This is a genomic window from Bifidobacterium hapali, assembly GCF_002259755.1.
Taxonomy (GTDB): Bacteria; Actinomycetota; Actinomycetes; order Actinomycetales; family Bifidobacteriaceae; genus Bifidobacterium; species Bifidobacterium hapali.
In genome coordinates this window covers 54203-79728 of record NZ_MWWY01000022.1, presented here as the reverse complement: position 1 = coordinate 79728, position 25526 = coordinate 54203, and the positions used below count along the sequence as shown (strand labels likewise).

Genomic DNA, 25526 nt, shown 5'->3' with positions numbered 1-25526 from the left:
TTGTCCGGGTCTGCGCCCGGCTCTTTTCCCACCAATTCCACCGCTCCCTTCATGATCGCCAGCCTGATCTCCATCGCCCGGTATTCGGCGCGCAATCGCTCCAGATCGGCGTTCAGCGAGGCGATCTCGCCGCGCAGCGCATCCGCATCAGCCTGCGGTGCGGTATCCTTGCGTTCCGGTTCGTCCTTCGCCACCGCGGCCCCTTTCGTCTTGCCGAGCAATCGCCGCTTCCAGTTTCTCACTACCGACGAATCCACTCCCAATCCCTCCGCCACCTCACGCGAGCTCGCTCCACCGGACACGACCTTGAGCACGGCCTCGCGCTTGAGCTCCTCAGGTATGGGCCCGTGGCGAAGCCGGCGTTCGCCGGGCGCGAGCTCGTCAATCCACGAGGCCAGCAGCGTCTTGCTCGGATACCCCATTTGGCGGATCGTGCGGCTCGCTCGCCGCCCGTGCGTCAGGTAATGGTCCACCGCGTCCCGCCTCTGCTCCAACGTGTAACGCGAATACCGCTCGCCACGCGTCGAGGGTATTCCCGTCTTCTGTTCCTCGAGCCAGTCCCGATGCCACATACGCAACGCCTCACGACTGGGATACCCCAACTCCCGGATCGCGTCCGCCGCGCAGCACTCATACCTCACATACAACTCCACCGCACGCCGACGCTGCTCCCTCGTATACCTCGCCATGATGGCTCCTCCCGGATCACAGTCCAAGAAAACGGCACCACCTCAAAGAGCGATCAGCAACTTCGACAGGCTCATCATCGTGATAATGGCGAGCGGTGCTGCAATAATCGCGGCAATCACCGTAATCGCGCCCATACTGCGGTACGTGAACGACCAGACCACTAGCATAATCGTGCCGGTGATGGCTGGCAGGCCGGATAGTCCAGACAGCAGTATGCCGAACTGCAATTGGCGATCAGGGATACCGTAGAGCGCAAACTTGCGCGGGTTCATCGTCGATCCTTCACCAAGAATCATCAACTGGAATAAGCCAATAACCAATGTGACAAACGCGCCGACCAGTACAGTCGTCATACGAACGATACCAGACTGACCGAGAATGGCAATGGATGCAGTACCATCCTCAGCTTGGACAAATGGCGGCAGAGAGCCGACAGTCCATGTTGCGGAGATCGTGCCAGCGATTGCACCGAGCGCCAGTATGGCAGCAAGCACGTAAGCAACCGTTTGCCACGCCGATTTACGTAACGTCGCCCATGTGAGCGCCCAGCGTAGACGGACAAGCGTAACAGCGGCGTTCATCGTGCCACTCCCCCGGGCTGATCGTACTGTTGCGGCGGGGCAGGATGAGCAGACGTCGGCTGCGATATCGGGGCAATCGGCGATGAGCCACCGTCAAGCCAAGCCAAATGAGCAGCCTCGTGACGGCCACCAACTAGTTGCAGGAAACGATCTTCCAAATCCTCGCCGGACGCAACCTCATCCACCGTGCCGGCCGCGCACACTTGACCGTTGTTAATCACCGCAACATGCGTACACATTTTCTCAACCAAGGCCATCACATGCGATGAAATAATCACGGTACCGCCAGTCTTGGCGTATTCGATCAAGATATCTTTCAGATTCGCGCTGGAAACCGGGTCTACCGACTCGAATGGCTCATCGAGAACGAGAATGCGCGGGCTGTGAATCATCGCGGAAGCCAGGCAGATTTTCTTCGTCATGCCAGCCGAATAATCCGTAACCATCACGTTCGCTGACTGTGCGAGATCAAACGCATTCAACAAGTCCTTCGCACGGCGCGTTGCCTCATCGCGGCGCATACCGCGTAACATGCCTGAATACACCAGCAACTGCATGCCAGTCAGACGGTCGAAAATCTGATCAGGCTGCGGCATGACACCAATCATGCGCTTCGCCGTGTTCACATCGCGCCACACGTCATGGCCCAAAATCATCGCCATACCGGCATCCGGGACCAGCAAGCCGGTGACCATGTTGAGTGTCGTGGTCTTGCCGGCACCATTGGGGCCAACCAGACCATAGAACGCGCCAACTGGAATATCCAACGACAAACCGTTGACAGCGATTTTGCGATCGAACTGCTTAAACAGGCCACGAATCGAAACCGCGGCAGACGGGTCAGGCGGCACAGGTGCCGACGACATTACGGGCTGTGCGGGCGCTGGTGAAAATCCAACATTCCCCTGCATGTTGTCTATGCTCATACATCCACCCTAGCTTATCCGGCACCACTGCCCCATCATTTCGTCGACAGGCGTGTACTACCGCTCTTCGTGATGCTCATCCCACTCTTCATCGGTCGGCGTTTCGTCATACAACTCGTGTCCTTCGCGCTCAGCAATGTTCATCTGCTCATTAATCCACGCAGCCTCAGCCGGGTTAATATCCGCAGTATTCAGCACTTTCTGCCACACCGGGTAAAACAGGTGCATCGCCGGATACATCGCAGTAAACAAAATCTCCGGCTTATGCTTACGCCAATGCTGCGGATGCGCATCAAACGTATTCTTAAACCGACGCATGTACCGCAAAAACGAGCTCAACGACGTATCCATACGCCTCGCGCTCATACCCGCAATCATGCGCGGCGAATACACCGTCTTCAATCCGCGACCAATAAGATGCAGCGACAAATCAATATCCTCATGCATCACATCAGACTTATCACGGCACACTTCATTCGCAATCTGATGCCACGCACTTGCACGTACCGCCATATTCGAGCCGAACAGCAAGGGCTGGCCACCATCCGCACGGTAAATACGCTTACGAATCGAATTATCACCCTTCAACCCAAAGTGACGAGACGGCATATCGTAATACATCACCGGACCAGTCGCACCCATCGCTTCCGGGTCCTCGGTGAAAATACCGGTCACGACCTCAACCCAATCCGGCTTAATCATGCAATCCGCATCAAAACGGCCCAGCACGTCGCCTGTTGCCGCATTCAAACCGAAATTACGCGTCGGAATCAGCCCCTGCTCTGCATTCTGATGTAGCAACTTAACCGGCGCTTCAGGATGCTCGGCCATAAACCGTTCCACAATCGCACACGTATCATCAGTTGACCGATTGTCAATAACGAGAATCTCATACGGCATCACCGTCTGACGAATCGTATTCAGCAAACAGTCAGCAATACGTTCAGCTTCGTTCCACGCGGGGATCACGATCGAGACATTCAGCATATCTCCAGCATACAAGTGTGACACGAACAGCCCATCATCCTTTAGAACCATATTGTGCACATTGCCGCACACGATATATTCCTTATATTCCATGCTCAGAGCCAACGAAATAACCGCCCAACGTTAGAATAGGGAGCCATGACCAAGCAGGATGATCAAAGAATCGATTTCGCGTCAGTGTTCCCCGCAAAAGGCGACTCACGACGACCACCAGACTGGTGGGGACGTGGGCTTTTATACGCGGCAATCGCGGTATTCCTCGCATATTTCGTATGGAATTCATGGGGCAAGATTGACTACATCGTACTCGATCTAGTGATCTCCGTATTCGTTGCGCTCGCCATCGAACCAATGGTGCTCATCATGATTCGTCACGGATGGAACCGCAGTGTCGCATCCGCAATCAGTCTCGTTGGTCTCGCAGTAATCATCATCGCATTGTTCTCACTGTTCGGTTCCATGTTCGTGCAACAAATGATCTCAATGGTGACCGGACTACCAGCACTCTACGATCAAATCCGCGACGCTGTAGGTCAGTACACAACATTCCGACTGCCGGAAATCGACAGTCTTGGCGGCGAAATTATTAAAAATATTCAAACCTCATGGATCACTAACTTCGCCGGTCAAGCAATCAATACCACTGTTGGTTTATTCAGTGCGCTGCTTAATATCATGACCGTTGTTATGGTTACCTACTACATTTCCGCAGCCGGACCGAAAATGCGCCGCAGCTTGTGCCAATGGCTCGGAGACAGTCAACAACGTCGATTCCTACTCGCATGGACCGTCGTACAAGATCAGATTTCCGGATTTCTGTTCTCACGTTCGATTCTCGCCGTAATTAACGCCGCGTGCACGGCCATATTCCTCGAAATCATTCACGTACCATACTGGTTGCCACTCGCCCTATTCTGCGGTATCGTCTCACAGTTCATCCCGACCGTAGGCACATATATTGGCGGCGCACTGCCAGTCGTATTCGCATGGGGCTCGAACGGTGTGCTGTACGCGGTGGGCGTGCTCGTATTCATTACCGTCTATCAGCAGTTCGAAAACCTGATTCTTTCACCGAAAATCTCACAACGAACGATGGATCTCAACCCTGCGATCGCATTCCTCGCAGTACTCGCATTCGGTTCAGTATTCGGTGCGCTCGGCGCATTCCTCGCACTGCCAATTACCGCAAGTTTGCAGGCGATATTCAAGGTATACACCAAACGGTACGAGCTTGTCGATTCACCGCTGCTATACGATCCCGACACGGTGAAAAAGTCGAAAGTGGTTGAGGGAGCAGAAGCGATTGGCGAACATGTGTTTAAGCCGGTTACCAATCATATGCCACGCGCAGCCAAGGGTTCGAGCGCGCGCGTACCAATGGACGAAGAGCTCCAACATCTAGCCGAGCAAGTCTACCGTATGCCCACTGCACAGCAACTTGACGACTCAGAAACGATGGCAATTCCTAAAGACGCGTTCAATACTTGGAGTAAAACCACAACGAAGCGCGGCGGTTTATCAGGACTCGCCGGAACTGATGATAACGCTAACGACGCGGATGCCCGCCATGCCAACGAAACCGCCGATAATCAAGATGGTGCTGGCGCCGGCACCGCTACTACCAGCACACCGTCCGATGACAACCCAAGGAGCAAGTGGCGCTAATGGTACTGCTGTCCATACTCGACATCCTCATGTATATTGTCGGTACTGTTGGTATCGCCTATCAGGCCATCTGCGTCGTCATTTCACTGGTTGCTAATAAGCCAATCACATTCCCAGACGCGCCAATGGACAAGCATTACGCAGTACTGATCTCCGCTCGCAACGAAGAACAAGTCATCGGCAACCTCATCGACTGCATTCAAACCCAAACATACCCGAGCAAACTCATCGATATCTGGCTCGTCGCCGACAACTGCGACGACCACACAGCCGATCTTGCACGATCCAAAGGATGCCATGTTATCGAGCGCTTCAATAAACAGTTGATTGGCAAAGGCTACGCCCTCACCTACCTGCTCGATCACATGAACGAATCCGGCGCATCCGACAAATACGACGCGTTCTTCGTCTTCGACGCCGACAACCGCCTCGACAAGCATTACTTCGAGGAAATGAACAAAGCATTCCAGTCCGGGTTCAAAATCTTAACCAGCTACCGCAACTCGGTCAATCTCTCCGACAACTGGGTGTCCTCCGGCTCAGCATTATGGTTCATCCGCGAATCACGATTCTTAAGCGCCTCACGCATGCGCCTCGGCACCAGCTGCCACGTCGGAGGCACCGGATTCATGTTCTCGCGTGAAGTCATGAAACGCAACAAAGGATGGAAATTCCACCTCTTAACCGAAGACCTCGAATTCACACTGGACTCTGTACTACACGGCGACCGAATAGGTTACTGTGGCACCGCAATGCTCTACGACGAACAACCAGTTACTTTCCAACAAAGCTGGCGGCAACGACTACGCTGGAGCAAAGGATTCCTCCAAGTCTTCCGCTACTACGGGCCAGCACTCATCAAACGCGCCGTACGCGAACGCGACTTTTCCGCAGTTGATTTCACGCTTCTCTTATGCCCGTTTACCGTGTTAGCAATCGCGCGCATGGTCTTAGGCTGGTTATTCGCCGCATTCGGATTCGTGACATGGCAATCACAGGTCATTTCACTGGGCGGATGGGCCTCCGGCATTATTACAGCCGTCGTCACGATGATGGCACTCGCTGCATTGACGATTATTGTAGAGCGCGATCATATTGGCGCGACGAACAAGGAGTTGCTCGCGTACGTATTGAGCTTCCCGATTTATATGCTCAGCTATGTGCCGATTTCGTTCCAAGCTATTTTCGCCAAAGCGCAGTGGAAGCCGATTGCGCATAAAGGCAGCTAGTGGTCACTCCACAGCTTCCCTTGCCACTCAGCCATACTCGTAAGGTAGTACAACTGGGTGTTTTGTTAGCGTAACTACGCGCAATAACTAGGCCTGCGCGCAGTTACGCTTGTTTTTGAGGCTAAAATTTAGCGTAACTACGCGCAGGTATGGTTAGTGCGCGCAGTTACGCTATAACCCATTATGATCGCATCGATGCGATTTACATCAGCGACGTGTAAATCGCGAGAATATCCTCTTCGGTTGCCTTGCGCGGGTTGCCCGGCGTGCACACATCGTTAAACGCGTCATGTGCCAGCGGCTTAAGATCAGCCTCCGTCGCACCAACCTCGGAAATCGTCGTCGGATTCTTCAAATCCACCGTCAGCTGGTGCACAGCCTGCACCGCTGCTTCACGAATCGTCTCAAGATCGCCAGTGTATGCATCCGCAATGCCGAACGCGTCAGCAATATCACGGTACTTTTCGCCAGTGTAATCCTTGTTGTATTCCATAACCGGTGCCAGCAGAATACCGTTTGCCACACCGTGCGCAACGCCGAGACGACCGCCCAGCGGGTGTGCCATACCGTGCACAAGACCGAGGCCAACGTTTGAATACGCCATGCCAGTGATGTACGAAGCATACGCCATCTGCTCGCCAGCCGGAATATCACCGTCAGCAGACTTAGCGAGATTCTTCGCAATCATACGAATAGTCTGCATCGACAAGCAATCAGACAGTGCCCATGCACCCGGCGTAATAAAGCCTTCGATCGCGTGAGTAAGCGCGTCGAGACCAGTGGCCACCTTAAGTCCACGAGGCATAGAGTCAGTTAAATCAGGGTCAACGAACGCAACAATTGGAATATCATGTGGGTCAACAGCGACAAACTTACGCTTGTTCGCCGTATCCGTAATCACATAATTAATCGTGGTTTCAGACGCGGTGCCAGCCGTAGTTGGCACACCGAAAATCGGTACAGACGGATGCTTTGTATCGGCAACACCTTCAAGCGAGAGAACATCAGCAAATTCCGGATTCGCAGTGATAATACCGATACCCTTGCACGTATCCTGCGGCGAGCCTCCACCGAGACCGATCAGGAAATCAGCGCCAGAATCAGCGAACTTAGCAACACCATCTTGAATGCACTCCACCGGCGGATTTGGCTTCACATTGCTAAACACTTCATACGGCAAACCAGCTTCATCGAGTACTTTAGTGACCTTCTGCACCGTGCCAGTTTCCAGCAATACCGGGTCGGTAACAATAAACGCCTTCGTGAAGCCATGAGACTTGGCAACAGCCGGAATCTCCTTGATTGCACCGCGACCAAAATACGCAGTCTGATTGAAAATCATGCGATAAACGGACATAACTGTTCTCCTTTAAACAGTGTTGCGAGAGCACTCATCGCACCCGCAACGGTGTGTATCACGGGTCCCATCCTACCCGTTGATCTATGATTTCGCTGACAACCCGCCGGATATTTTTATCGCAGACAACGTACTGCGCACAGCGAGGAACGTCAACCATGCAGCAAACAGAAGCGAACCAGCACGCGGCGATATCCATCCGGCAATCATGGTACCAAGCGGCGCTGTAATCACCGCGCAACAGCCAATGATCAGTCCACTGCGCAAATGCACCAGTTCACGTTTCCAATTCGCAATCGTGCCGGAAATCGCACCGGGGAACATCACTAGCAGTGACGTGCCACGCGCCATCAAATCGCTCGCACCGAACAAAAATGAAAGCGCCGGCATCATAATCGCCCCACCCCCAATACCAAGCACACCAGCGAGCGCACCCGTGACTACGCCGAGCACCACAAGAAATACGCCAGACCACACGTGTAGTACGAGGTGTCCGTCGCGCGACGGCGTAAACGTGATCTGTTGGATAATCACAAATACGAGGAATGCCACCCATATCCAACGCAACACAATTTCAGGCAGTCGGCTCAACAGTAGCGAGCCAAGTTGGCTACCGGCGATGACGCCAAGCGCAAGCAACGCTGCGGCCAGCCAGTTGACGTTGCCACCGGACGCGTACGAGATCACGCCGGAAATCGACGTGGGTACGATAGCGGCGAGCGATGTTGCTGCTGCGTGTCGTTGGCTGAGTCCAAGCCAAACTAGTGCGGGCACGATAATCGTGCCGCCGCCGATGCCAAACAGTCCAGATAACAGTCCGCAAGCTAGTCCGGTTAGTACCAGAACAAGTAGACCGTGCTGGTTGCCGAATCTGTTGTGTTGCTGCTGATTGCCGCTTGTGTTGCTCTTCATGCCGTGGATCATATCCGTCACTGTACCCGCATTCAGTCAACGGTAACGGCACGCTTCCGCCATCTGCAAAGCGCATGTCGACTAGACTGGAGCATCAGACACAGTGAGCGTCGCAACCAGCGACGCACAGTCGCATAACTAGCCAAGGAGGCTCTCATGCTTGTCGCGGTCGATATTGGCAACACTAACATTGTGCTCGGTTTCCTCGATCGAGGCGACATTGTGGGCACGTATCGTATCACAACGAAAGCAAATCATACATCCGACGAGTATGGGCTGATGATTATGCAATTCCTTGAGCTAAGCGGCTACTCTCCCGACGATGTGGACGATGTGATTATTTGCTCAGTCGTGCCGAAGGTCATGCATTCGTTCCGGGCGAGCATGATTAAGTTCCTCGACGTTGATCCGATGATCGTTGGGCCCGGCGTGAAAACGGGAATCAATATTCGTATTGACGACCCGAAGTCGCTTGGCGCAGACATGCTTGCCGATTCAGTGGGCGCGTATGTGACGTACGGTGGGCCTGTGTTGGTGGTTGATTTTGGTACGGCGACAACGTTCGATTATGTGGATGCGAAGGGCACGATTACGGCTGGTATTATCACGACCGGTATTCGGACGTCTGCCGCAGCTTTGTGGGGCGAGACTGCGCAGCTACCGGAAGTCGAGATTACGCGTCCGCATTCGATTCTCGCAACGAATACGCGCACTGCCATGCAAGCTGGTTTGTATTACAACTTCCTCGGTGGTACAGAACGGACAATTCGCCAATTCCATGATGAGATTGGTGAAGATTTTCAAGTCATCGCAACGGGCGGACTCGGTCGCGTGCTTGAAAATGATACGGAAATGATTGACGTGTACGATCCAGATCTGATTTTCAAAGGTATGGCTTCGATTTACGAGCGCAATACTACGCGATAGTGAGATCGTTATTCGGTGATCTTGCCGAGGTCCCTGACCTTACTGAAGACCGCTAAAAGTCACACACGATCACCGAATAGTGAAGCCCTGGTTCAACCCGTATTCCTTGAGATCTTTCTGCCACGTAGTGATACCGTCCATCAGCGTGATGCGCTTGCCAGGATGCTCAGGCAGCTTGAGTGGTTTACCATTGGACGCGGTTTCGCCAGCTTCAATACGATCTTTGACATTCTCATACTGATATTTTGCGGCCGACCAATCGTACGCTTTGCCGACTGTAGTACTGAAATCGTTGCGGGCATATACTTCAAATGGTAGGTATTGATAGCCGGTAGACACGTTGCTGGCAGCCTCAGACAGTACTTTGTTATATTGCTGACCGCCGAAATATGGAATGTCAATACTGCGCGTATCGCGTACCGTAGTCCGATTGGCGAAATCTGTATCGGCAAGTGTCGCCTTATCAGCTGGGAATGACCCGCCATCAACACGCACCGCAATTCCAGCCGCCTGATGACACACGTAATCAACAAATCGGAATGCCGCATCAGGTTTGCGCGTAGACTGCAACACACTTAACGCCGATCCACCGTTTTCAGCGGTAACCGCGCTCCCATCCGCAGTCGGCATTTGCGCAACACGCCACAATCCAGCACCACCAGGCACATCCGACAAAAGTAACGACGGCATCCACGCGCCAGCAAATACGGAAGCCACTTGACCCGAACCGAGCTTCTTTTTCCAGCCATCCGACCATGTTTTATTCGTCGTATCAACGAGTCCTTCATTAATCATCCGCTGCCAAAATGCAGTGAACGTTTTCGTACCTTCATCACTCGTCAAATCAACCGTGACAGTCTTCCCGTCCGATGTTGTATGAAACGGACGGCCGCCAGCAAGCCAAATCATCGCATTGTAGAAGCTCGCATCACCAGCATCAGCGGCAATATACACATCAATTGCTTTGAGCTTTTTCGCAGCCTGATAATAATCATCCCACGTACGAATTGCTGTAGCGTCAACACCAGCTTGGTCAAAAACATCTTTGTTATAGAAAAACGCCATCGGACCAGAATCCATCGGCAAACCGTACATACGCCCACCAAGCTGCACCGAACCCCATGTACCGGGCGTATAAAAATCACCGTAACCAGATACGCGATCCGTAATATCAAGTAATTGCCCACTGACTGCGTACTGTGGCAGTGCAAAATACTCAAGCTGTGCAACGTCAGGCAAACCGTACCCATCTTGAATCGCATTATTGAGATTTTCGTAACCACTCGTATCCTTAATCGTGACACGAATGTCTGGATTCGCATCCTCAAACGACGCAGCAACCGACTTCATACTCGGCTCCCACGACCAGACGACAATCTCAGTACGCATATCACGCTGGCCGCACGCAGCAACAGCGAGCAAACAGACGAACGACAAAATTGCAGCAGTGATACGCTGCACTCGCTTAGTCATTTGTGACTGCTGTCGCCATATCATGCGCCGCTCCTTACGTTATACCGTATTGCGTTACTGCCGTGGTGCTGTGTTACTGCCGTACTTGAGTGTACACAACGTGGCTGCGAAGTCATACGCACGACAGAGACGAACAGATACAAAAACGGCGGTTTGTCTCACACTATGCGCAAGACAAACCGCCGTTATAGCGGTGAATATCAGTTCACAGTTTCAACCGTTTAGTTACCGCTTGACAATCGCAACACCGTTCGGGTCGATCGTCACACTACCGTTGTCGTCAGTGTGCGCGAGCGATGCGACAATCACCTCGCCGTCAGCAGCCGTGGTGATCGGCTGGTGCGTGCGGTTGAACAGGAAGTGGAACGTGACGTCGCCCGCTTCATTCGTACGCTCGACGCGCAGTAGATCGCCATTCGCACTGTTGCCTGACGTCTCAAGGCCCATTGCTTCGAGCAGTTCAGGCAGGCTCTTCGCCAAGCCTTCGCGGCCCAAACGGCAACCCACATACGCGGCCTTACCATCGCCATACTCGTTGACCGTGATCGCTGGAACACCGTTCATGCCAATCCACGGCTCAGACTTGTACGTCTCAAGCACGCGTGCAGTATCGGCGGTGGAGGTGATCACGTCGGCGAAATCGTGCGCGACCGTGCCGTTGGTGAGTTCAAGGTGATCGAGCGTGCCTTCAGCATCGGAGCCCATCGGCGCAAACTCTTCGATACGCACGCCGACCACGTCGCGGATGGAACCCGGGTAACCGCCGAGCCAGATGTGATCCTTCTCGTCGGAAATACCGGTGTAGTAGGTCACGAACAGCTTGCCGCCCTTGGCGACATAGTCACGCACACGACGCGTGGTTTCCTCATCGAGGATGTACAAGCTCGGCAACACGACCGCTTCGTACGAATCCCAGTCGGAGCGCACCGGTACCACATCGGCGGTGATGCCGTTGTCAGCGAGCGCACGGAACCATGCGAGCGGCTCAGTCCAGTGGCGCACCTGCTGGGTCGGGGTTGCGGTGTGTTCGGTAGCCCATTCGGATTGGTAGTCGAAGACGACTGCCACGCGTGACTTGGCGAGCTTCGTGTCAAGTACGCCCGCGTCTGCTAGGCGCTGGAGATCTTCACCGAGCTCGCATACGTCGCGGAAATCCTGAGAATCCTCGCCTGCGTGAGGGACCATTGCGGTGTGGAACTTCTCCGCACCAGCCTTGGATTGACGCCACTGGAAGTAGCAGATCGCGTTCGCGCCCATCGACAGGTGCACGAGCGCGTCGCGTACCAGCTGGCCCGGTTCCTTGCGATAGTTGATCGGACGCCAGTTGACTGCGCCGGTCGAGTTCTCCATGAGGAACCACGGGTTCTTGCGGGCGATGCCGTCGGTGAGCGAAGCGGCGTAGGCCATTTCGTCGAGGTGCGATTCACCCGGCGTGAAATAGTGGTCGTTGGAAACGAAATCGACTTCGGCTCCCCAGTCGTCATAGTCGAGACCGGTGCCGCCTGCGGAAACCATGAAGTTGGTGGTCAGTGGCAGGCCGGGCGTGATGGATTCGAGCAGGTCGCGCTCGGCAGTGTAGAACGCCTTGAGTGCGTCGGAGCTGAAGCGCTTCCAGTCGAGCAGCTTGCCCGGGTTCATGAAGTTGCCATCGCCGATGAAGCGGGGCGGAATGATCTCGGAGAAGTCGTTCATGTGCTGAGCCCAGAAGGCGGTACCCCATGCGTCGTTGACGGCGTCGATGGTGCCGTAACGAGCCTTGCACCAATCCTGGAAGGCGCGCATGGCGTCGTCGGAGTAGTCGAAACGGTTGTGGCAACCGTATTCGTTGCTCACATGCCATGCGACGACATACGGGTTGCCCTTGTAGTGCTCGGCCATCGCGCGGCACAGTTTGAGCGCGTACTCGCGGAAGATCGGGCTGGTCGGACGCCAATGCTGGCGTGCGCCAGGCCAGCACACGTCGCCGCGGTAATCCTGCCACAGGACTTCCGGGTGGGCTTGCGTGAGCCACAGCGGCGGCGATGCGGTCGCCGAGGCAAGATCAACGGCAATGCCAGCCTTGCCAAGTTTATCGATAATGCGGTCGAGCCAGTCGAAATCGAACACGCCTTCACGCGGTTCGATTTTCGCCCAGCTAAAGATGCCAACCGAGACGAGGTTGACACCGGCTTTGGTCATGAGACGGATGTCGTCGTCCCAGACCTCTTCCGGCCATTGATCGGGATTGTAGTCGCCGCCGTACCAGATGCGGGCCGTCTGCCCCTCAAGCGGTTGCGGCCAGTGGAACGCCCTGCGCTGCGTCATTGCTGTCCTTTCGTATGTTGCGCGGAACGCAAATGTTTGCGTTATCATCCTTTCGCACTGCCATCATAGCGCACTCCCCCGCACACGCCACGCCGGGCGAATGTTCCACACTTTTCTCAGCCATTTCGCGCGCACAGTCGCATTGTGTGGTTGTGAGTGGCAGAAATCTCTCACTGAGCGGCGCTCAGTGAGAGATTTCTGCCACTCACAACCACTACGCCGAGCGAACGCACCAGCCGCAACCGCACGAACTGAGCCAAGCGAACGCACCAGCTATAGCCGTCCCGTATAATGGCAACGAAAACATCGCCGTTCGGAAGTGAGTTATGAACCGTCCATCCACGATATCGATGCAAGACGTAGCCGCAGAGGCTGGCGTCTCACCACAAACCGTCTCCCGTGTCGCCAACGGCAGCGCAGCCGTGCGCAGCGAGACACGCGAACGAGTCGAAGCAGCGATGCGCAAACTCGGCTACCGACCTAACTATGCCGCGCGCGCACTCAAACACGGTCGATTTAACGACATCGGCGTCGTCATGTTCGACATGAGTGCATACGGCAACGTGCGTATTCTCAACGCAATTTCAACCGCCGCGAACGAGCATGGTTACGCAATCACTATGCTCACTATCGGTCAAGGGCGAGATCGCACGCTGCAAGCCGCAGTCGAACGAATGAAACAGTTGCCGGTAGACGGCATGATCGTGGTAATGGAAGAGCAGACCACTGATTTTCTTGACTTTACGCCGCCAACCGATCTGCCAGTGGTTGTCATTTCCGAGAACCCAACCGATCACTGCCCGACTGTTGATGCCGATCAGCACGGCTGTTCGCGCACTGTCGTCGATTATTTGCTCAATCACGGGCATCGCACTGTGTATCACATTGCAGGTCCACGCACGTCGATTGCTGCTACAAATCGTGTGGAAGGATGGCAGCAAGCGTTGCAAGAACGAGGACTGACCGCACCCCCGATGTATACCGGCGATTGGGAAGCAGACAGCGGATACCAAGCCGGACTCGCGCTGGCTCACGAATCAGGCTGCACAGCCGTGTATGCGGCAAACGATCAGATGGCGTACGGTGCGATTCTTGGACTGCGCGCGGCTGGCAAACGCGTACCTGAAGACGTGAGCGTCATCGGTGTGGATGATTCGCTGGTCGGGACGGTGCCGCGGCTAGGGCTGACGACCATGCGTATGAACTTTGATGAGATCGGTCGTGAAGCATTTTCGATGGTGATGCGCCAGTGCGAAGGCGAGTCAGTGCCGTGCGGCGTACGTCATGCGATACCGGCTGAACTCGTTGAGCGCGCATCCGTGCGCGATCTTACCCGATGAAGCGGATCCTGCGTGGCAGAAAACGCTCGCTGAGAGGGTACTCAGCGAGCGTTTTCTGCCACGCAGGATCCGCCGCCGAGCGGAATGCGCGAGATGAAAGTGCGTGGCTCGTGACTGACTGGATCGATGAAGGATAGGCGGCGAGCGACGAGTTCGAGCGGCTGGCTGAAGTCATCGTAAGGACGCTCGATGATACGCGGGTAGAAATCGTCGCCAATGATCGGTAAACCGAGCGAATTCATATGCACGCGCAACTGATGCGTTTTACCAGTGCGCGGATGCAGTGTGTACGCGCGGATGAGTAGACAACTGTTTCGGTGATTCATCTGCTGCGCATTCAGCATATCCGTATTGCCGACTGCGTGAGTAGCTACACCGTTGGCAATGGCACTGGACTCATTTCCAGCCGCTTTGTCAGCCATGCCGTTGTCCATATAGCGAACTGAATGATGAGATGAAACGCCCAGTTCGATCACGGTTTCAGCATTAACTTCGCCCGTCTCTTCAAACGCCTGCAAAATACTGCGCTGTTTGACGATACGCGAACGACGACGCAGCGGAAACACGCGCGGCGGCTCAAGCGACTCGATCGTGCCGTAACGGGGACGTTCGATCGGCCGAGCCGGCGCCAAACACTCGTACACCTTGGTCGTACGCCGTTCTTGAAACAACATCTGATATGCACCACGCAACGCTGGATCTCGCACGAACACCACCACGCCCGCAGTGAGCCGATCCAGCCGGTGAGCTGGCACAATATCCGGCTCACCATATTGCTCGCGCAATCGGATGAGTGCAGTTTCGCGATACCACATGCCGCGCGGCGTCGTAGCGAGAAAATGGGGCTTATCAATCACGATAATGCCCGCATCCTCATACAGCACGTTCATATCGAACGGAATACGCGGCTCATCCGTCACCCAGCGATGATGTTGCGCCATCTTCACCCGTGCTTTCCTTAATTTCAGTCCCAGCATCCGTCGCCGGATATGAACAGTTCCAGCGGGGACGGGAGGGGCTGGGATATATGTTGCCCGACACGCTCCGGGCCGCTCGGCCAAGTCTTACGGTCGGGCAACATATATCCCAGCCCATCCCTACGTAGTATGCAATGTTACATTGTGATGGATTTAGTTAGACTCAGTCAAACCAGAATTGACATTGACCTCTTTTTCTTGGCTCCCCTTGCTAGGGGAGCTGTCGGCGAAGCCGACTGAGGGGTAGTTTCAACCATATATCAAAGTTGGCTTAGCAGAGCTTTTAGCCATACCAAAAAACAGGAAGCACAACGCAACATGTGCACAAGACGAGGTGACGGTCGGTATGTATGTTGTTCGACCGTAAGACTTGGCCGAGCGGCCCGGAGCGTGTCGAACAACATACACACCGACCGTCACCGACCCCGCCAAAACTATTCCGGTGCGAGAACCTAGACTAACCGGCTTGTGTACCAACTACTCAACAGTGACAGATTTGGCGAGATTGCGCGGCTTATCGACATCATATCCCTTGAGCTTGGCCATATCCATCGCGAACAGCTGCAGCGGCACCACATCAACGAGCGGGCTCATCAGCGTCGGGCATTGCGGCCGCCAGAACACGACGTCCGCATACCTCTCCACATCCGGGTCGCCTTCTTCTGCCACAGCGATGATAAACGCACCACGGGCGCGGACTTCCTCGATGCCGGAAATCACCTTCGCATGCAACACGTTGCGACCGCGTTCAGGAGGCACGATGAACACGATCGGTTCGCCTTCATCCACAAGCGCGATCGGACCGTGCTTCAATTCGCCGGCCGCGAATCCTTCCGTGAACGTGTATGCGATTTCCTTGAGCTTCAACGCGCCTTCCATTGCGACCGGATAACCGACGTGACGGCCGAGGAACAGGAACGATTTTGCGTTCACCATCTGTTCGGCGGCTTTCTGCACGGACTTGGCTTGCGTGTCAAGAATCCACTGGATTTTACGCGGCATCGCTTTGAGTGAGTCGAGTGTGGCGTGAATCTCGTCGCGGAACATCGCGCCCTTAATCTGTGCAAGATATAAGCCGAGCACGTAAGCTGCGGTAATCTGTGCGACGAACGCCTTGGTAGAGGCGACGGCGACTTCAGGACCGGCATGAGTGTACAGCACGGCGTCGGATTCGCGCGGTATGGACGCGCCTTGCGTATTGCAGATCGCAAGGACTTTGGAACCTTGTTCGCGCGCATGACGCAATGCCATGAGCGTGTCCATTGTTTCGCCAGATTGTGAGATCGCGACGACGAGCGTACGCGGGGTGAGGATCGGATCACGGTAGCGGAATTCGTGGGCAAGTTCGACTTCGACCGGGATACGCACCCAGTGTTCGATCGCATATTTGGCGACCATGCCAGCATAAGCCGCAGTACCGCACGCGATGACGATAATCTTGTCGATTGCCTTGAACTCATGCTCTTCAATACGCACTTCGTCAAGGTTCAAGTCACCGTGCTTGTCAAGTCGGCCGAGCAGCGTGCGTTGGACGGCCGCAGGGTCCTCATGAATCTCCTTATCCATGAACGAATCCCAGCCGCCCTTTTCAGCTGCAGACGCATCCCAATCAACCATGTACGTCTTAGGATTGTCCACAACGTTGCCAAAGAAATCGGTGACGATCACCTTGTCTGCGCTTACGCATACCGCCTGATCCTGATCGACTTCGAGTGCACGCTTGGTGTATGCAACGAACGCAGCCACGTCGGAGCCGAGGAAATTCTCGCCGTCGCCGAGGCCGACGACCAGTGGAGAATCGTGACGCGCGCCAACAATGATATCCGGTTGGCGACAGTCGGTGGCGAGAATCGTGAACGCACCTTGAAGCATGCGCGCGAGACGACGCACCGCCTTGAACAGATCAGGTTTGCCGTCTTCTGCGATAATCGTGTCGACGATTTTGCCCAGCAGTTTCGCCGCAACCTCAGTATCAGTACTCGACGAGAACCGATAGCCTTCAGCTTGTAGGTCGAGACGCAACTGGGAAGCGTTTTCAATGATGCCATTGTGAATGATTGCGACTTTGCCGTCACGACTGGTGTGCGGGTGAGCGTTCACATCACTCGGCTCTCCATTGGTAGCCCAACGCGTGTGTCCGATGCCGACTGTTGCAAGCGGCATGGGTTTGCGTTCGATGTCGTCAACGAGATTGGAAAGGCGACCTGCCTTCTTGCGTACCGCAACCTGTTGCATGCCGGGTGCGCTCAGCGCCACACCAGCCGAGTCATATCCGCGATATTCGAGTCGTTTCAAGCCTTGCAAGCATACTTCAAGCGGCTTGCCGCACGCGGTTTGAACATTTCCTGCATATCCTACAATTCCACACATGACTCACCACCATACCGGACATATGTTGCATCACGGAACCGCGACCCGCGACTATCCCCGCATCTTCACGAGAAGAGCCAGAAGCTGATACAGGCTCACCTTCATACGCGAGCAGCGTTTTGAATAATTTCCGACCGAACTCAAACTGAAGTTCGAATTTATCAATAACATCACTTTGAATAAACTCATTATTCAGATCTTGTTGCGGTGCTTGACACAAGGATCGGCAGTGCCCGGTGGAGAAGAGCTACAGCACGTGTTGCAGAAAGTCCTTAAACCTCGGCTCGCTCGGCTGACTGATAATCTCCGGGCCTCCCGCCTCAACCACTACGCCACCGTCCATGAATACGACTTGATCAGCGACTTCGCGCGCAAACCCAATCTCATGGGTGACCACAACCATCGTCATACCTTCGCGTGCGAGCGAGCGCATTACGTTCAACACTTCACCTACTAATTCCGGGTCCAATGCGGAAGTGGGCTCGTCGAACAGCATGATTTCCGGTTTCATGGCTAGTGCACGCGCGATGGCGACGCGTTGCTGTTGGCCGCCGGAGAGTTCAGACGGGTAATGGTCAATCCGCTCCCCTAGCCCCACGCGTTCCAGCTCAGTAATGGCGAGCGCCCGCGCATCCGCTCGGCTCATGTGTTTAACGTGCACGGGCGCTTCCATCACGTTTTCGAGCGCCGTCATATGCGGGAATAGGTTGAACCGCTGGAATACCATACCGAGTTTGGCACGCTGCGCAGCAATAGCCTTGTCATCCAACGTTTGCAGAATCGCCCGTCCTTGAGCATCCACGCGCCCGGTACGTCGATATCCAATCAGTTCACCTTCAACTTCAATCGACCCGCCAGTCAACGTTTCAAGCTGATTAATCAGCCGCAGGAACGTTGATTTTCCAGAGCCGGACGGCCCTAAAATCACGGTCACCGAGCCGGGCATGATGGTCATGTCCACGCCTTTGAGCACGTGCAGTGAACCGTACGCTTTATGCACGCCGATAGCGCGCACAGCCGGTGTAACAGTAGTGCTGGAAACATTGCCGGATGAACCGCCGAAGTCCGCCGCATTCGCCGGAAATACAGTCATATCAGTCATTTCTCAACTCACTCATCCTCTCCGGCTCACGCAGTCAATCCGTTGAACGTAGCTTCATTGAGCTTGTCTACGTTATCTTTCGGCTCACCTTCCGTTTTGCCAGGCAGTGGCGGTTGCTTGCCGCGCGTACCTGTAGGTCGGGCGTCAAATCCCTTACCGAAGTGTTTCTCAATACGCGACTGAATCACCATCAGTATCGACGTAATCAGCAAATACCAGAAACAAGCCACAAGCAGCAGCGGAACCGGCTTGTAAATCCGGTTGGCGATTGCATTGGTAGCGAACTGCAATTCGAGTGTGAACGGTACAGCGGTGACCAGCGACGTTGTTTTAAGCATGCCAATCGTTTCGTTGCCGGTTGGAGGAATGATGATGCGCATGGCCTGCGGCAGGATGATACGTCGCATGATCAGTGATCGTTTCATACCAAGTGCTTTCGCCGCTTCAGCTTGTCCTGGATCGACTGCTTCAAGTCCAGCGCGTACGATTTCCGACAAATATGCGGCTTCGTTCAACGCGAGTCCAATCCACGCTGCGTTAAATGCAGTAATCACATCGCTTGAATCGATACTCCAAAATTCAACCGACGTGAACGGAATACCAAGACCGAGCCGAGGCACTAGTACCGGGAACAATCCCCAGAAAATCAGCTGTGTATACACTGGCGTGCCGCGGAAAAACCAGATGAAAAACCAGCTGACGCCACGCAATACCGGGTTGATTGATTTGCGCATAATCGCCAGCACGATCGCCAGTATGATCGCAACAAGCATTGCAATAACCGTCAGTTCGAGCGTGTAACGGATACCTTCGAGTACGTTCTCGTTGAACAGGTATTTCCAAACAACCGGCCACTCAAAACGCTCGTTAGTGACCACACCTTGTGCAAGCATCGCAGCAAGCAAAGCAACGATTACTCCGGCTACAATTGGCCCCGGACGACGCACCGGCAACGCGTTGATACGATTGGGAATATTCAGTCCGTCGCCGTCGGCTGGTTGATCCGTCATACTCTTCCTTCCCTGTGTGACTTGGCGCATTGGAAACGACAAGCCAAATCCACGTTCACTATCCGTCCTCGCCGTCCGATGCGAGCTGTTCCCGTCAGCGCAATTATGTAGTCGTAGGGTTGATTTCAGCCTTGGTAAGCGCGCCAGATTCCACGCCCCAATGCTTCAGTATGTTCATATACGTGCCGTCATCCATGAGTTTTTGCATGGCACGTCGCACCGCTTCGGCAGTGTCCGCATCGCCTTTACGCACAGCAATCGCGTTAGGTACTTCGTCGAAATCGTTACCGAGTTGTTCGAGTTGACCGTCGGTTTGCGCGATTGCGTAACCAACGACCGGCGAGTCAGCAAAAAATACATCCGTTTTGCCGCTAATCGTTGCAGTAGTACCGTCGGCTTGCTGCTTGAATGACTGGACTTCGATACGTGGTGCACCACTTGCTTTGCATTGATCAGCTGCTTCGTAGATCGATGCTTCTTCGACAGTACCGGTTTCGACCGCAACTTTACGCCCGCATAGATTATCGACGTTCACATGATCGGGATTGCCCGCGCGCACTGCGTATGCCATGCCGGCAGTGAAATATGAGACAAAATCGACAGCTTCGAGACGTTCTGGAGTGACCGTAAACGCGGCGATACCGAGATCGTATTTGGTACCGATGGCGGGGATGATCGTATCGAAGTTCGCGGAGATGATTTCTGTTTTCAGACCAAAGATATTGCCGAGCGCGTGCGCGAGATCCATATCGTAGCCGATTTGTGTTTTGCCGTCAGCGGCGAGGAATTCGGCTGGCGCGTAGGATGGATTCGTGCCGATGGTTAGCTTGCCATCTTTGGTGACGTCATCCGGCAAAAGTGCGGCGATGGTTTCATCTTTTGCCACTGTGCTCACGTTATAGCTAGCAATGCCACTATCATCGTCTGTGGTGCCGCATGCGGCGAGCGGTAGCAGCATCGCGATGCTCGCTACCGCGGCCATAACGGTTTTCAGACTGCTTACCTGCATGGGTCCCTTTCGATGATGCTCATTATCGTGCCGCACGGATTGCTGCGGGCATGGGATACGAGTATACAAAAAGGGCGTCAACCGTACGACACACAGTTTGTGCCGCACCGATTGATCATCGGGAACGCATGTTTTTGTAGCGCATGACGCGTAGTGCTTCGCGCTTGTCTTGTTCTTCGCGCAATGCCTGACGCTTGTCGAATTCTTTCTTGCCTCGCGCCAATGCGATCTCGGCTTTGACTCGCCCATCTTTGAAATACAGGCTCAGCGGAATGATCGTATACCCTTTAGCCTCGGACTGACGGGACAGTTTGATGATCTCACGCTCGTGCAACAGTAGCTTGCGCTTACGTTTAGGAGCATGGTTGTTCCATGTACCGTTGAGGTATTCGGGAATATTTGCGCCTTCAAGCCACATCTCACCGCGACGGTCGATGGAGACGAACGCCTCCGCCAACGACGCGCGACCTTCGCGCAGCGACTTGACTTCCGTACCGGTGAGTACGAGTCCCGCCTCATAGTGGTCCTCAATCAGGTAGTCGTGCCGAGCTTTCTTGTTCTGCACAATCAGTTTTGTTCCAGTTTCTTTGGGCATTGTCCCCTCCTTTCGTCATGCAACGCAACAGATCAGAATACCATGCATATACCCCAGTAACAGCGAGTCTCTCTTGTGCGTGGCAGAAAATGCTCACTGAGCAGTGCTCAGTGAGCATTTTCTGCCACGCACAAGAGAGACTCGCGCCGCAAAACTATCAGTTATCAGTGCACGAACCAGTACTGACCATTGTTGATGAGCTGACGTGTGCTCACCACGAACTCGCCCTTCACATTCATTTCAGAAATGAGAATCACATTGCCATTAACCGCTTCAACCACAGCAACATGACCATATGTGCCATCCGCGCCGTCTTGACCCGGGTAGAACGAGAGTGCTGCGCCAACCTGCGGCGTGTGATCAACACGCAAACCGTATGACGGCGCATTGATATACCATTCGCCACCATTGTGCAGGAAGGATGGCGTACCAATGCCCATTTCCTTACGGCGGTTGTACGCATACCATGTGCACTGACCGGCTACATAGCGGTTGCCAACATCACCATTACTCGTGCCTTGACCAGAAGACGACGTACCGGCCGAACCGCTCGTACCCGGCGTTGTCGTGGTGCCGCCAGTGCTACCAGAATTACCACCTGTGCTTGGCGTTGACGTTGAACCACCAGTAGATCCACCCGTCGAGCCACCCGACGTTGATCCACCAGTTTCCACCTGCTGCTGACCCGAGCTCGGACGCTGAGCAGCAGCAGCCTGTTCAGCCGCATACTGTTCGTTCAACGAATCAACTTGCGAAGCAATCAACACCGTCTGCGCAGCCTGCTTTGCAGCATCACTCTTCAACTGCCCCTGCAGTTGCTGCAACTCAGCACGCTTGGATTCTCCGCTTACACGTAACGCTTCGAGCGAATCACGCTTAGACTTCGCATCAGCTGCAGCACTCTGCGCTGCTGCAGCCGCATCGTCAGCCTTCGCCTTATACTGCGTGATCTTCGTTTCAATAGCCGCCAGACGATCGCTACGATTCATCGACGTGTTCAGTGTGACCGCGGCATCCGAAGCCGCATTCGATTCAGTACGTGACAATGCGTCACGCGTTTGCATCGAGTTCACAAACTCTTTCGTACTCGTCGAACCGGTAACCACGCTCATCACATCAGACGCATTAGAACCATGCATCGAGTCACGTGCCATTTGCGCAACAGCCGCATGCGCATCGTCGTAATCTTTACCGGTTTTCGCGATCTCAGCTTCGAGGTTTTCCTTATCTTTCTGTGCAGCGGCAAGACGTTCAGCCATCGCGTCAGCCTCAGACTTGGCTTGAGCTGCAGCCTCGTTCGCCTTAGTCACCGCGTCTTGGGCAGCTGGAATCGTCGTGTTAGTGAGCGTATCCAATTCGAGAATTTTGGCAGCCAGTTCGTCACTGACACCAGCAAGCTGAGACTTCAACTCCGCCTCACGAGCCGCACTCGACTGTTGCCGCGACTGCGCATCCAACAGATCACTGTACGTATCCGCCTGCGCGATCGGCGACATGACAACGCTCGTCATTGAGATTGCCAATGTCATGCACATTGCCGCAGCTGACATCATCGCGATTGCGGATTTGCCCACTCGTGTCCGACCCATCAACCTGTCCTTTCGTTCACGAACGGAACTCACCATAACATACCTATCTGAGATCAGCGAGAACACTTCGCGCTCGGCAATGTGGTCTATCTCACGCAAGACAAATCCGTCTCACGCCTTGAGATACCGTCGCAGCGAAATCATCGACGCAACCGCCGACAGTACAATCGCACCAAGCACGAGGAACGGCGAGATCATAAGTACCGTCATCTGATCAACGTATGGAATCCACGTCACTGATTGCGCAAGCCAGCCGGTAATAAACGTGCGCACAATCACCGACAACATCACACACGACAGCAGCGAGCCAACCAGCGACGCAATCGTACCTTCGAGAATAAACGGCAGTCGAATCGTCCAGTTTGACGCACCGACTAGTCGCATAATCTCAGTTTCTTTACTGCGCGAAGCTGCCGACATACGAATCGTCGTCGCCGTGAGCAAAATCGCAACAAGTACCATCACCGCAGCGAGCACAGCAGTTACGACCGTGGCTCGATTGAGCACTGCGAACACCGGCTCAAAAATCTGGCGCTGGTCCGAAACTTCCTCAACACCATCCTGTCCGGACAGTACTTCAGCAACAACCTGATATTTTTCCGGATTCTTGAGTTTGAGCCACAGCGACGCTTGCATATCGTCGGCCGTAAGCGTGCGACCTTGATACTGACCGTTTGGATACTGCTTCAAGAACGTGTCTTTATAAAAGTCTTCCTTAGACACGTACGTGATGTTAGAAACAACATCAGGCAGTTCGTCGCGAATTTTCTGCTGCAACGCAGTGATTTCGCTCGCACTCGGCGACTGGCCGCTCGCACAATTTGCAGACTGACTTGTGCCATCTGGGCACAGCCACACAACGACCTCAACCTGCTCATACCAGCCAGATTTTGCTTTAGTAATCTGCGCCTGCGTAAGCACGGACGCACCAATAAATAGGAACGAAATAAACGTGACCAGCATGACAGACAGCAGCATTGGCACGTTGCGTTTCAAGCTCGTCCACGTTTCAGACAGGATGAACCGTGCTCTCATCGGGTGGCCTCCTTTAATGGCGTGGTGCTGGTATCAGCTGATGTTGCGCGCGGTGTTGGTTGAGCTGGGGGTGCCGGAGGCGCCGGGGGCATGTCAGATTCGACCGTGTTAGTAGGAGTCGAGTCGTCGCCCTTGGTGGTTGCGTTATCTGCGTGTTCAGACGACTCCGATTGTGCAACGCTCGCGTCAGTCACATCAGTCCCGTCTGTCTGTGTGATATTCTCACGATCGGCTTGATCGGCTTGTTGATTATCTTCACGATGTTCTTCCGACGCTGCTGTCGCTGCACTATCATCAGTCTGATCAACCTGCTTATCGTCGTGTTTCACAGACTGTTTCACAGACTGGTCCACAGCATCCTGCTGGTCAGCTCGCGTATCAGAAGACTCTTGTTGAGCGGCCTGTTGCTCAGCAGTATATTCGTCAAGCTTCAATCCCTTGCCCCACGTCAATGTCGTTTCCACCGGCGCGAACACCTCACCGTAGCGACCCGTACGACCAGAATGCACCGAATTGGCAAGCCGAGCAATCCCCTCGTTCGTCTCGTCACTGTTCACCACAGCAGACACATGCTCAACAATCTGCTCAGCTTGCTCCACGCGCGTGCCAGACGCATCGTCAATCGTCACCGTGGTCGCAGATACATTCGCACGGAACCGATCGTCAGTCGATCCAACCGACGGCATACCGAGCGCTTGCTTCGATTTCGACTCAACGTCCGCATCAGGGAAATACAGTGCAGAATCATACGATCCTTGCCGCTCGTCACGCACAATCTTGCCAGCATGCAATTCGACAACGCGTTTGCGCATCGAATTGACAATCTCCTCGTTATGCGTAGCCATCACAATCGTTGTACCAGTGCGGTTGATCGCGTCAAGCACTTCCATAATGCCCAGTGACGTAGTCGGGTCGAGGTTACCGGTCGGCTCGTCAGCGAGCAGAATCTGCGGATGATTCACATACGCGCGCGCAATCGTCACACGCTGCTGTTCACCACCCGACAGTTCGTGCGGATAACTGTTCTCCTTACCAGTCAAACCAACCGTTTCCAACACTTTCGGCACCAACGACTTAATCGTCGAGCGACGCGTACCGATCACTTCAAGCGCGAACGCAACATTCTGCCAAACTGTTTTATTATTGAGCAGCTTGTAATCCTGAAAAATAAAACCAATCGAACGACGGTATTGCGGCACCTGCCGGTTCGTCAAACGACGCAAATCGTTACCGGCAACATGAATCTCACCGTCAGTAGCTTCTTCTTCACGCAGTAGGAGACTGAGCAGCGTCGTCTTGCCAGAGCCGGACGCACCGACAAGAAAGACAAAATCACCGCGATCAATGTGCAAATTAATATCATCCAACGCCGGACGAGTGCCGCGCGGATAGATCTTGCTCACATGATCCAACGAAATGAGTGCCATGATCGTCCCCTATTCAACCAT

20 protein-coding genes and 1 pseudogene are annotated in these 25526 nt (G+C 54.3%); 4 read left to right on the top strand and 17 right to left on the bottom strand.

The window, feature by feature from the left end:
• The 4 genes and pseudogenes from BHAP_RS05535 to BHAP_RS05520 form a co-directional block, all read right to left on the bottom strand.
• Positions 1-689: transposase (locus tag BHAP_RS05535; protein WP_143248742.1), on the bottom strand; the 689-nt coding region annotated here is incomplete at its 3' end.
• Positions 690-734: 45 nt separating this feature from the next.
• Positions 735-1271 (bottom strand): annotated as a pseudogene (locus BHAP_RS05530) (ABC transporter permease); the annotation flags it as partial.
• Complete coding sequence (locus BHAP_RS05525) at positions 1268-2197, bottom strand: ABC transporter ATP-binding protein (RefSeq protein ID WP_094729745.1); 930 nt, start codon at positions 2195-2197, stop codon at positions 1268-1270. The gene BHAP_RS05525 and the pseudogene BHAP_RS05530, both read right to left, overlap by 4 nt.
• A 57-nt stretch (positions 2198-2254) precedes the next feature.
• Complete coding sequence (locus BHAP_RS05520; protein ID WP_094729753.1) at positions 2255-3184, bottom strand: glycosyltransferase family 2 protein; 930 nt, start codon at positions 3182-3184, stop codon at positions 2255-2257.
• Between the two features lie 138 nt (positions 3185-3322).
• On the opposite strand from BHAP_RS05520, the gene BHAP_RS05515 reads away from it, so the two are divergent.
• Both BHAP_RS05515 and BHAP_RS05510 read left to right on the top strand, forming a co-directional pair.
• The gene (locus BHAP_RS05515; RefSeq protein WP_094729744.1) at positions 3323-4849 is read left to right on the top strand and encodes an AI-2E family transporter; all 1527 of its coding nucleotides are present in this window, start codon (positions 3323-3325) and stop codon (positions 4847-4849) included.
• Positions 4849-6078 carry a glycosyltransferase family 2 protein gene (locus tag BHAP_RS05510; RefSeq protein ID WP_094729743.1) on the top strand — a complete coding sequence of 410 codons (1230 nt, stop codon included), beginning with the start codon at positions 4849-4851 and terminating at the stop codon, positions 6076-6078. Before BHAP_RS05515 ends, BHAP_RS05510 begins: the two co-directional genes overlap by 1 nt.
• Before the next feature lie 202 nt (positions 6079-6280).
• Here the strand turns inward: BHAP_RS05510 and fucO are convergent, their stop codons facing one another.
• Both fucO and BHAP_RS05500 read right to left on the bottom strand, forming a co-directional pair.
• On the bottom strand, positions 6281-7435 hold the full coding sequence (fucO, locus tag BHAP_RS05505) for a lactaldehyde reductase (protein ID WP_094729742.1): 1155 nt from the start codon (positions 7433-7435) through the stop codon (positions 6281-6283).
• Between the two features lie 84 nt (positions 7436-7519).
• Positions 7520-8347, bottom strand: coding sequence for a sulfite exporter TauE/SafE family protein (locus tag BHAP_RS05500; RefSeq protein WP_244569320.1), 828 nt, complete (start codon positions 8345-8347; stop codon positions 7520-7522).
• Between the two features lie 156 nt (positions 8348-8503).
• Between BHAP_RS05500 and BHAP_RS05495 the strand changes: the two genes are divergently transcribed.
• Entirely contained in the window at positions 8504-9274 is a 771-nt protein-coding gene (locus BHAP_RS05495) for a type III pantothenate kinase (RefSeq protein WP_094729741.1), read from the top strand.
• Positions 9275-9343: 69 nt separating this feature from the next.
• Here BHAP_RS05495 and BHAP_RS05490 read toward each other — a convergent pair whose 3' ends face one another.
• Positions 9344-10747 carry an ABC transporter substrate-binding protein gene (locus BHAP_RS05490; RefSeq protein WP_094729751.1) on the bottom strand — a complete coding sequence of 468 codons (1404 nt, stop codon included), beginning with the start codon at positions 10745-10747 and terminating at the stop codon, positions 9344-9346.
• Between the two features lie 225 nt (positions 10748-10972).
• Positions 10973-13051, bottom strand: a complete 2079-nt coding sequence (locus BHAP_RS05485; RefSeq protein ID WP_094729740.1) for a beta-galactosidase — start codon at positions 13049-13051, stop codon at positions 10973-10975.
• A 350-nt stretch (positions 13052-13401) separates the two neighbouring features.
• Between BHAP_RS05485 and BHAP_RS05480 the strand changes: the two genes are divergently transcribed.
• A complete protein-coding gene (locus BHAP_RS05480) occupies positions 13402-14391 on the top strand; it encodes a LacI family DNA-binding transcriptional regulator (RefSeq protein ID WP_169713172.1) in 990 nt (329 codons plus the stop codon).
• A 41-nt stretch (positions 14392-14432) separates the two neighbouring features.
• Here the strand turns inward: BHAP_RS05480 and BHAP_RS05475 are convergent, their stop codons facing one another.
• From BHAP_RS05475 to ftsE, 9 genes are all read right to left on the bottom strand, one after another.
• The gene (locus BHAP_RS05475; RefSeq protein ID WP_094729738.1) at positions 14433-15332 is read right to left on the bottom strand and encodes a pseudouridine synthase; all 900 of its coding nucleotides are present in this window, start codon (positions 15330-15332) and stop codon (positions 14433-14435) included.
• Positions 15333-15845: 513 nt separating this feature from the next.
• Complete coding sequence (gene glmS, locus BHAP_RS05470) at positions 15846-17738, bottom strand: glutamine--fructose-6-phosphate transaminase (isomerizing) (protein ID WP_094729737.1); 1893 nt, start codon at positions 17736-17738, stop codon at positions 15846-15848.
• Positions 17739-17985: 247 nt separating this feature from the next.
• Entirely contained in the window at positions 17986-18831 is an 846-nt protein-coding gene (locus BHAP_RS05460) for an amino acid ABC transporter ATP-binding protein (protein ID WP_420807715.1), read from the bottom strand.
• 35 nt (positions 18832-18866) lie between these two features.
• Positions 18867-19850, bottom strand: a complete 984-nt coding sequence (locus BHAP_RS05455; protein WP_094729735.1) for an amino acid ABC transporter permease — start codon at positions 19848-19850, stop codon at positions 18867-18869.
• Between the two features lie 103 nt (positions 19851-19953).
• On the bottom strand, positions 19954-20859 hold the full coding sequence (locus tag BHAP_RS05450; RefSeq protein WP_094729734.1) for an ABC transporter substrate-binding protein: 906 nt from the start codon (positions 20857-20859) through the stop codon (positions 19954-19956).
• A 115-nt stretch (positions 20860-20974) separates the two neighbouring features.
• Positions 20975-21454, bottom strand: coding sequence for an SsrA-binding protein SmpB (gene smpB, locus BHAP_RS05445; protein ID WP_094729733.1), 480 nt, complete (start codon positions 21452-21454; stop codon positions 20975-20977).
• A 164-nt stretch (positions 21455-21618) separates the two neighbouring features.
• The gene (locus tag BHAP_RS05440; protein WP_094729732.1) at positions 21619-23043 is read right to left on the bottom strand and encodes a CHAP domain-containing protein; all 1425 of its coding nucleotides are present in this window, start codon (positions 23041-23043) and stop codon (positions 21619-21621) included.
• A 111-nt stretch (positions 23044-23154) separates the two neighbouring features.
• Positions 23155-24078: a permease-like cell division protein FtsX gene (gene ftsX / locus BHAP_RS05435; protein WP_094729731.1), complete on the bottom strand. Its 924-nt coding sequence runs from the start codon at positions 24076-24078 to the stop codon at positions 23155-23157.
• Positions 24075-25505 carry a cell division ATP-binding protein FtsE gene (gene ftsE, locus BHAP_RS05430; protein ID WP_094729730.1) on the bottom strand — a complete coding sequence of 477 codons (1431 nt, stop codon included), beginning with the start codon at positions 25503-25505 and terminating at the stop codon, positions 24075-24077. Before ftsE ends, ftsX begins: the two co-directional genes overlap by 4 nt.
• Positions 25506-25526 lie beyond the last annotated feature (21 nt).

Excerpts from the sequence above, each read along its gene's own strand:
- BHAP_RS05525 (WP_094729745.1), bottom strand. The coding sequence starts at position 2,197 with ATGAGCATAGACAACATGCAGGGGAATGTTGGATTTTCACCAGCGCCC.
- BHAP_RS05520 (WP_094729753.1), bottom strand. The coding sequence starts at position 3,184 with ATGCTGAATGTCTCGATCGTGATCCCCGCGTGGAACGAAGCTGAACGT.
- BHAP_RS05515 (WP_094729744.1), top strand. The coding sequence starts at position 3,323 with ATGACCAAGCAGGATGATCAAAGAATCGATTTCGCGTCAGTGTTCCCC.
- BHAP_RS05510 (WP_094729743.1), top strand. The coding sequence starts at position 4,849 with ATGGTACTGCTGTCCATACTCGACATCCTCATGTATATTGTCGGTACT.
- fucO (WP_094729742.1), bottom strand. The coding sequence starts at position 7,435 with ATGTCCGTTTATCGCATGATTTTCAATCAGACTGCGTATTTTGGTCGC.
- BHAP_RS05500 (WP_244569320.1), bottom strand. The coding sequence starts at position 8,347 with ATGAAGAGCAACACAAGCGGCAATCAGCAGCAACACAACAGATTCGGC.
- BHAP_RS05495 (WP_094729741.1), top strand. The coding sequence starts at position 8,504 with ATGCTTGTCGCGGTCGATATTGGCAACACTAACATTGTGCTCGGTTTC.
- BHAP_RS05490 (WP_094729751.1), bottom strand. The coding sequence starts at position 10,747 with ATGACTAAGCGAGTGCAGCGTATCACTGCTGCAATTTTGTCGTTCGTC.
- BHAP_RS05485 (WP_094729740.1), bottom strand. The coding sequence starts at position 13,051 with ATGACGCAGCGCAGGGCGTTCCACTGGCCGCAACCGCTTGAGGGGCAG.
- BHAP_RS05480 (WP_169713172.1), top strand. The coding sequence starts at position 13,402 with ATGCAAGACGTAGCCGCAGAGGCTGGCGTCTCACCACAAACCGTCTCC.
- BHAP_RS05475 (WP_094729738.1), bottom strand. The coding sequence starts at position 15,332 with ATGGCGCAACATCATCGCTGGGTGACGGATGAGCCGCGTATTCCGTTC.
- glmS (WP_094729737.1), bottom strand. The coding sequence starts at position 17,738 with ATGTGTGGAATTGTAGGATATGCAGGAAATGTTCAAACCGCGTGCGGC.
- BHAP_RS05460 (WP_420807715.1), bottom strand. The coding sequence starts at position 18,831 with ATGACTGTATTTCCGGCGAATGCGGCGGACTTCGGCGGTTCATCCGGC.
- BHAP_RS05455 (WP_094729735.1), bottom strand. The coding sequence starts at position 19,850 with ATGACGGATCAACCAGCCGACGGCGACGGACTGAATATTCCCAATCGT.
- BHAP_RS05450 (WP_094729734.1), bottom strand. The coding sequence starts at position 20,859 with ATGCAGGTAAGCAGTCTGAAAACCGTTATGGCCGCGGTAGCGAGCATC.
- smpB (WP_094729733.1), bottom strand. The coding sequence starts at position 21,454 with ATGCCCAAAGAAACTGGAACAAAACTGATTGTGCAGAACAAGAAAGCT.
- BHAP_RS05440 (WP_094729732.1), bottom strand. The coding sequence starts at position 23,043 with ATGGGTCGGACACGAGTGGGCAAATCCGCAATCGCGATGATGTCAGCT.
- ftsX (WP_094729731.1), bottom strand. The coding sequence starts at position 24,078 with ATGAGAGCACGGTTCATCCTGTCTGAAACGTGGACGAGCTTGAAACGC.
- ftsE (WP_094729730.1), bottom strand. The coding sequence starts at position 25,505 with ATGGCACTCATTTCGTTGGATCATGTGAGCAAGATCTATCCGCGCGGC.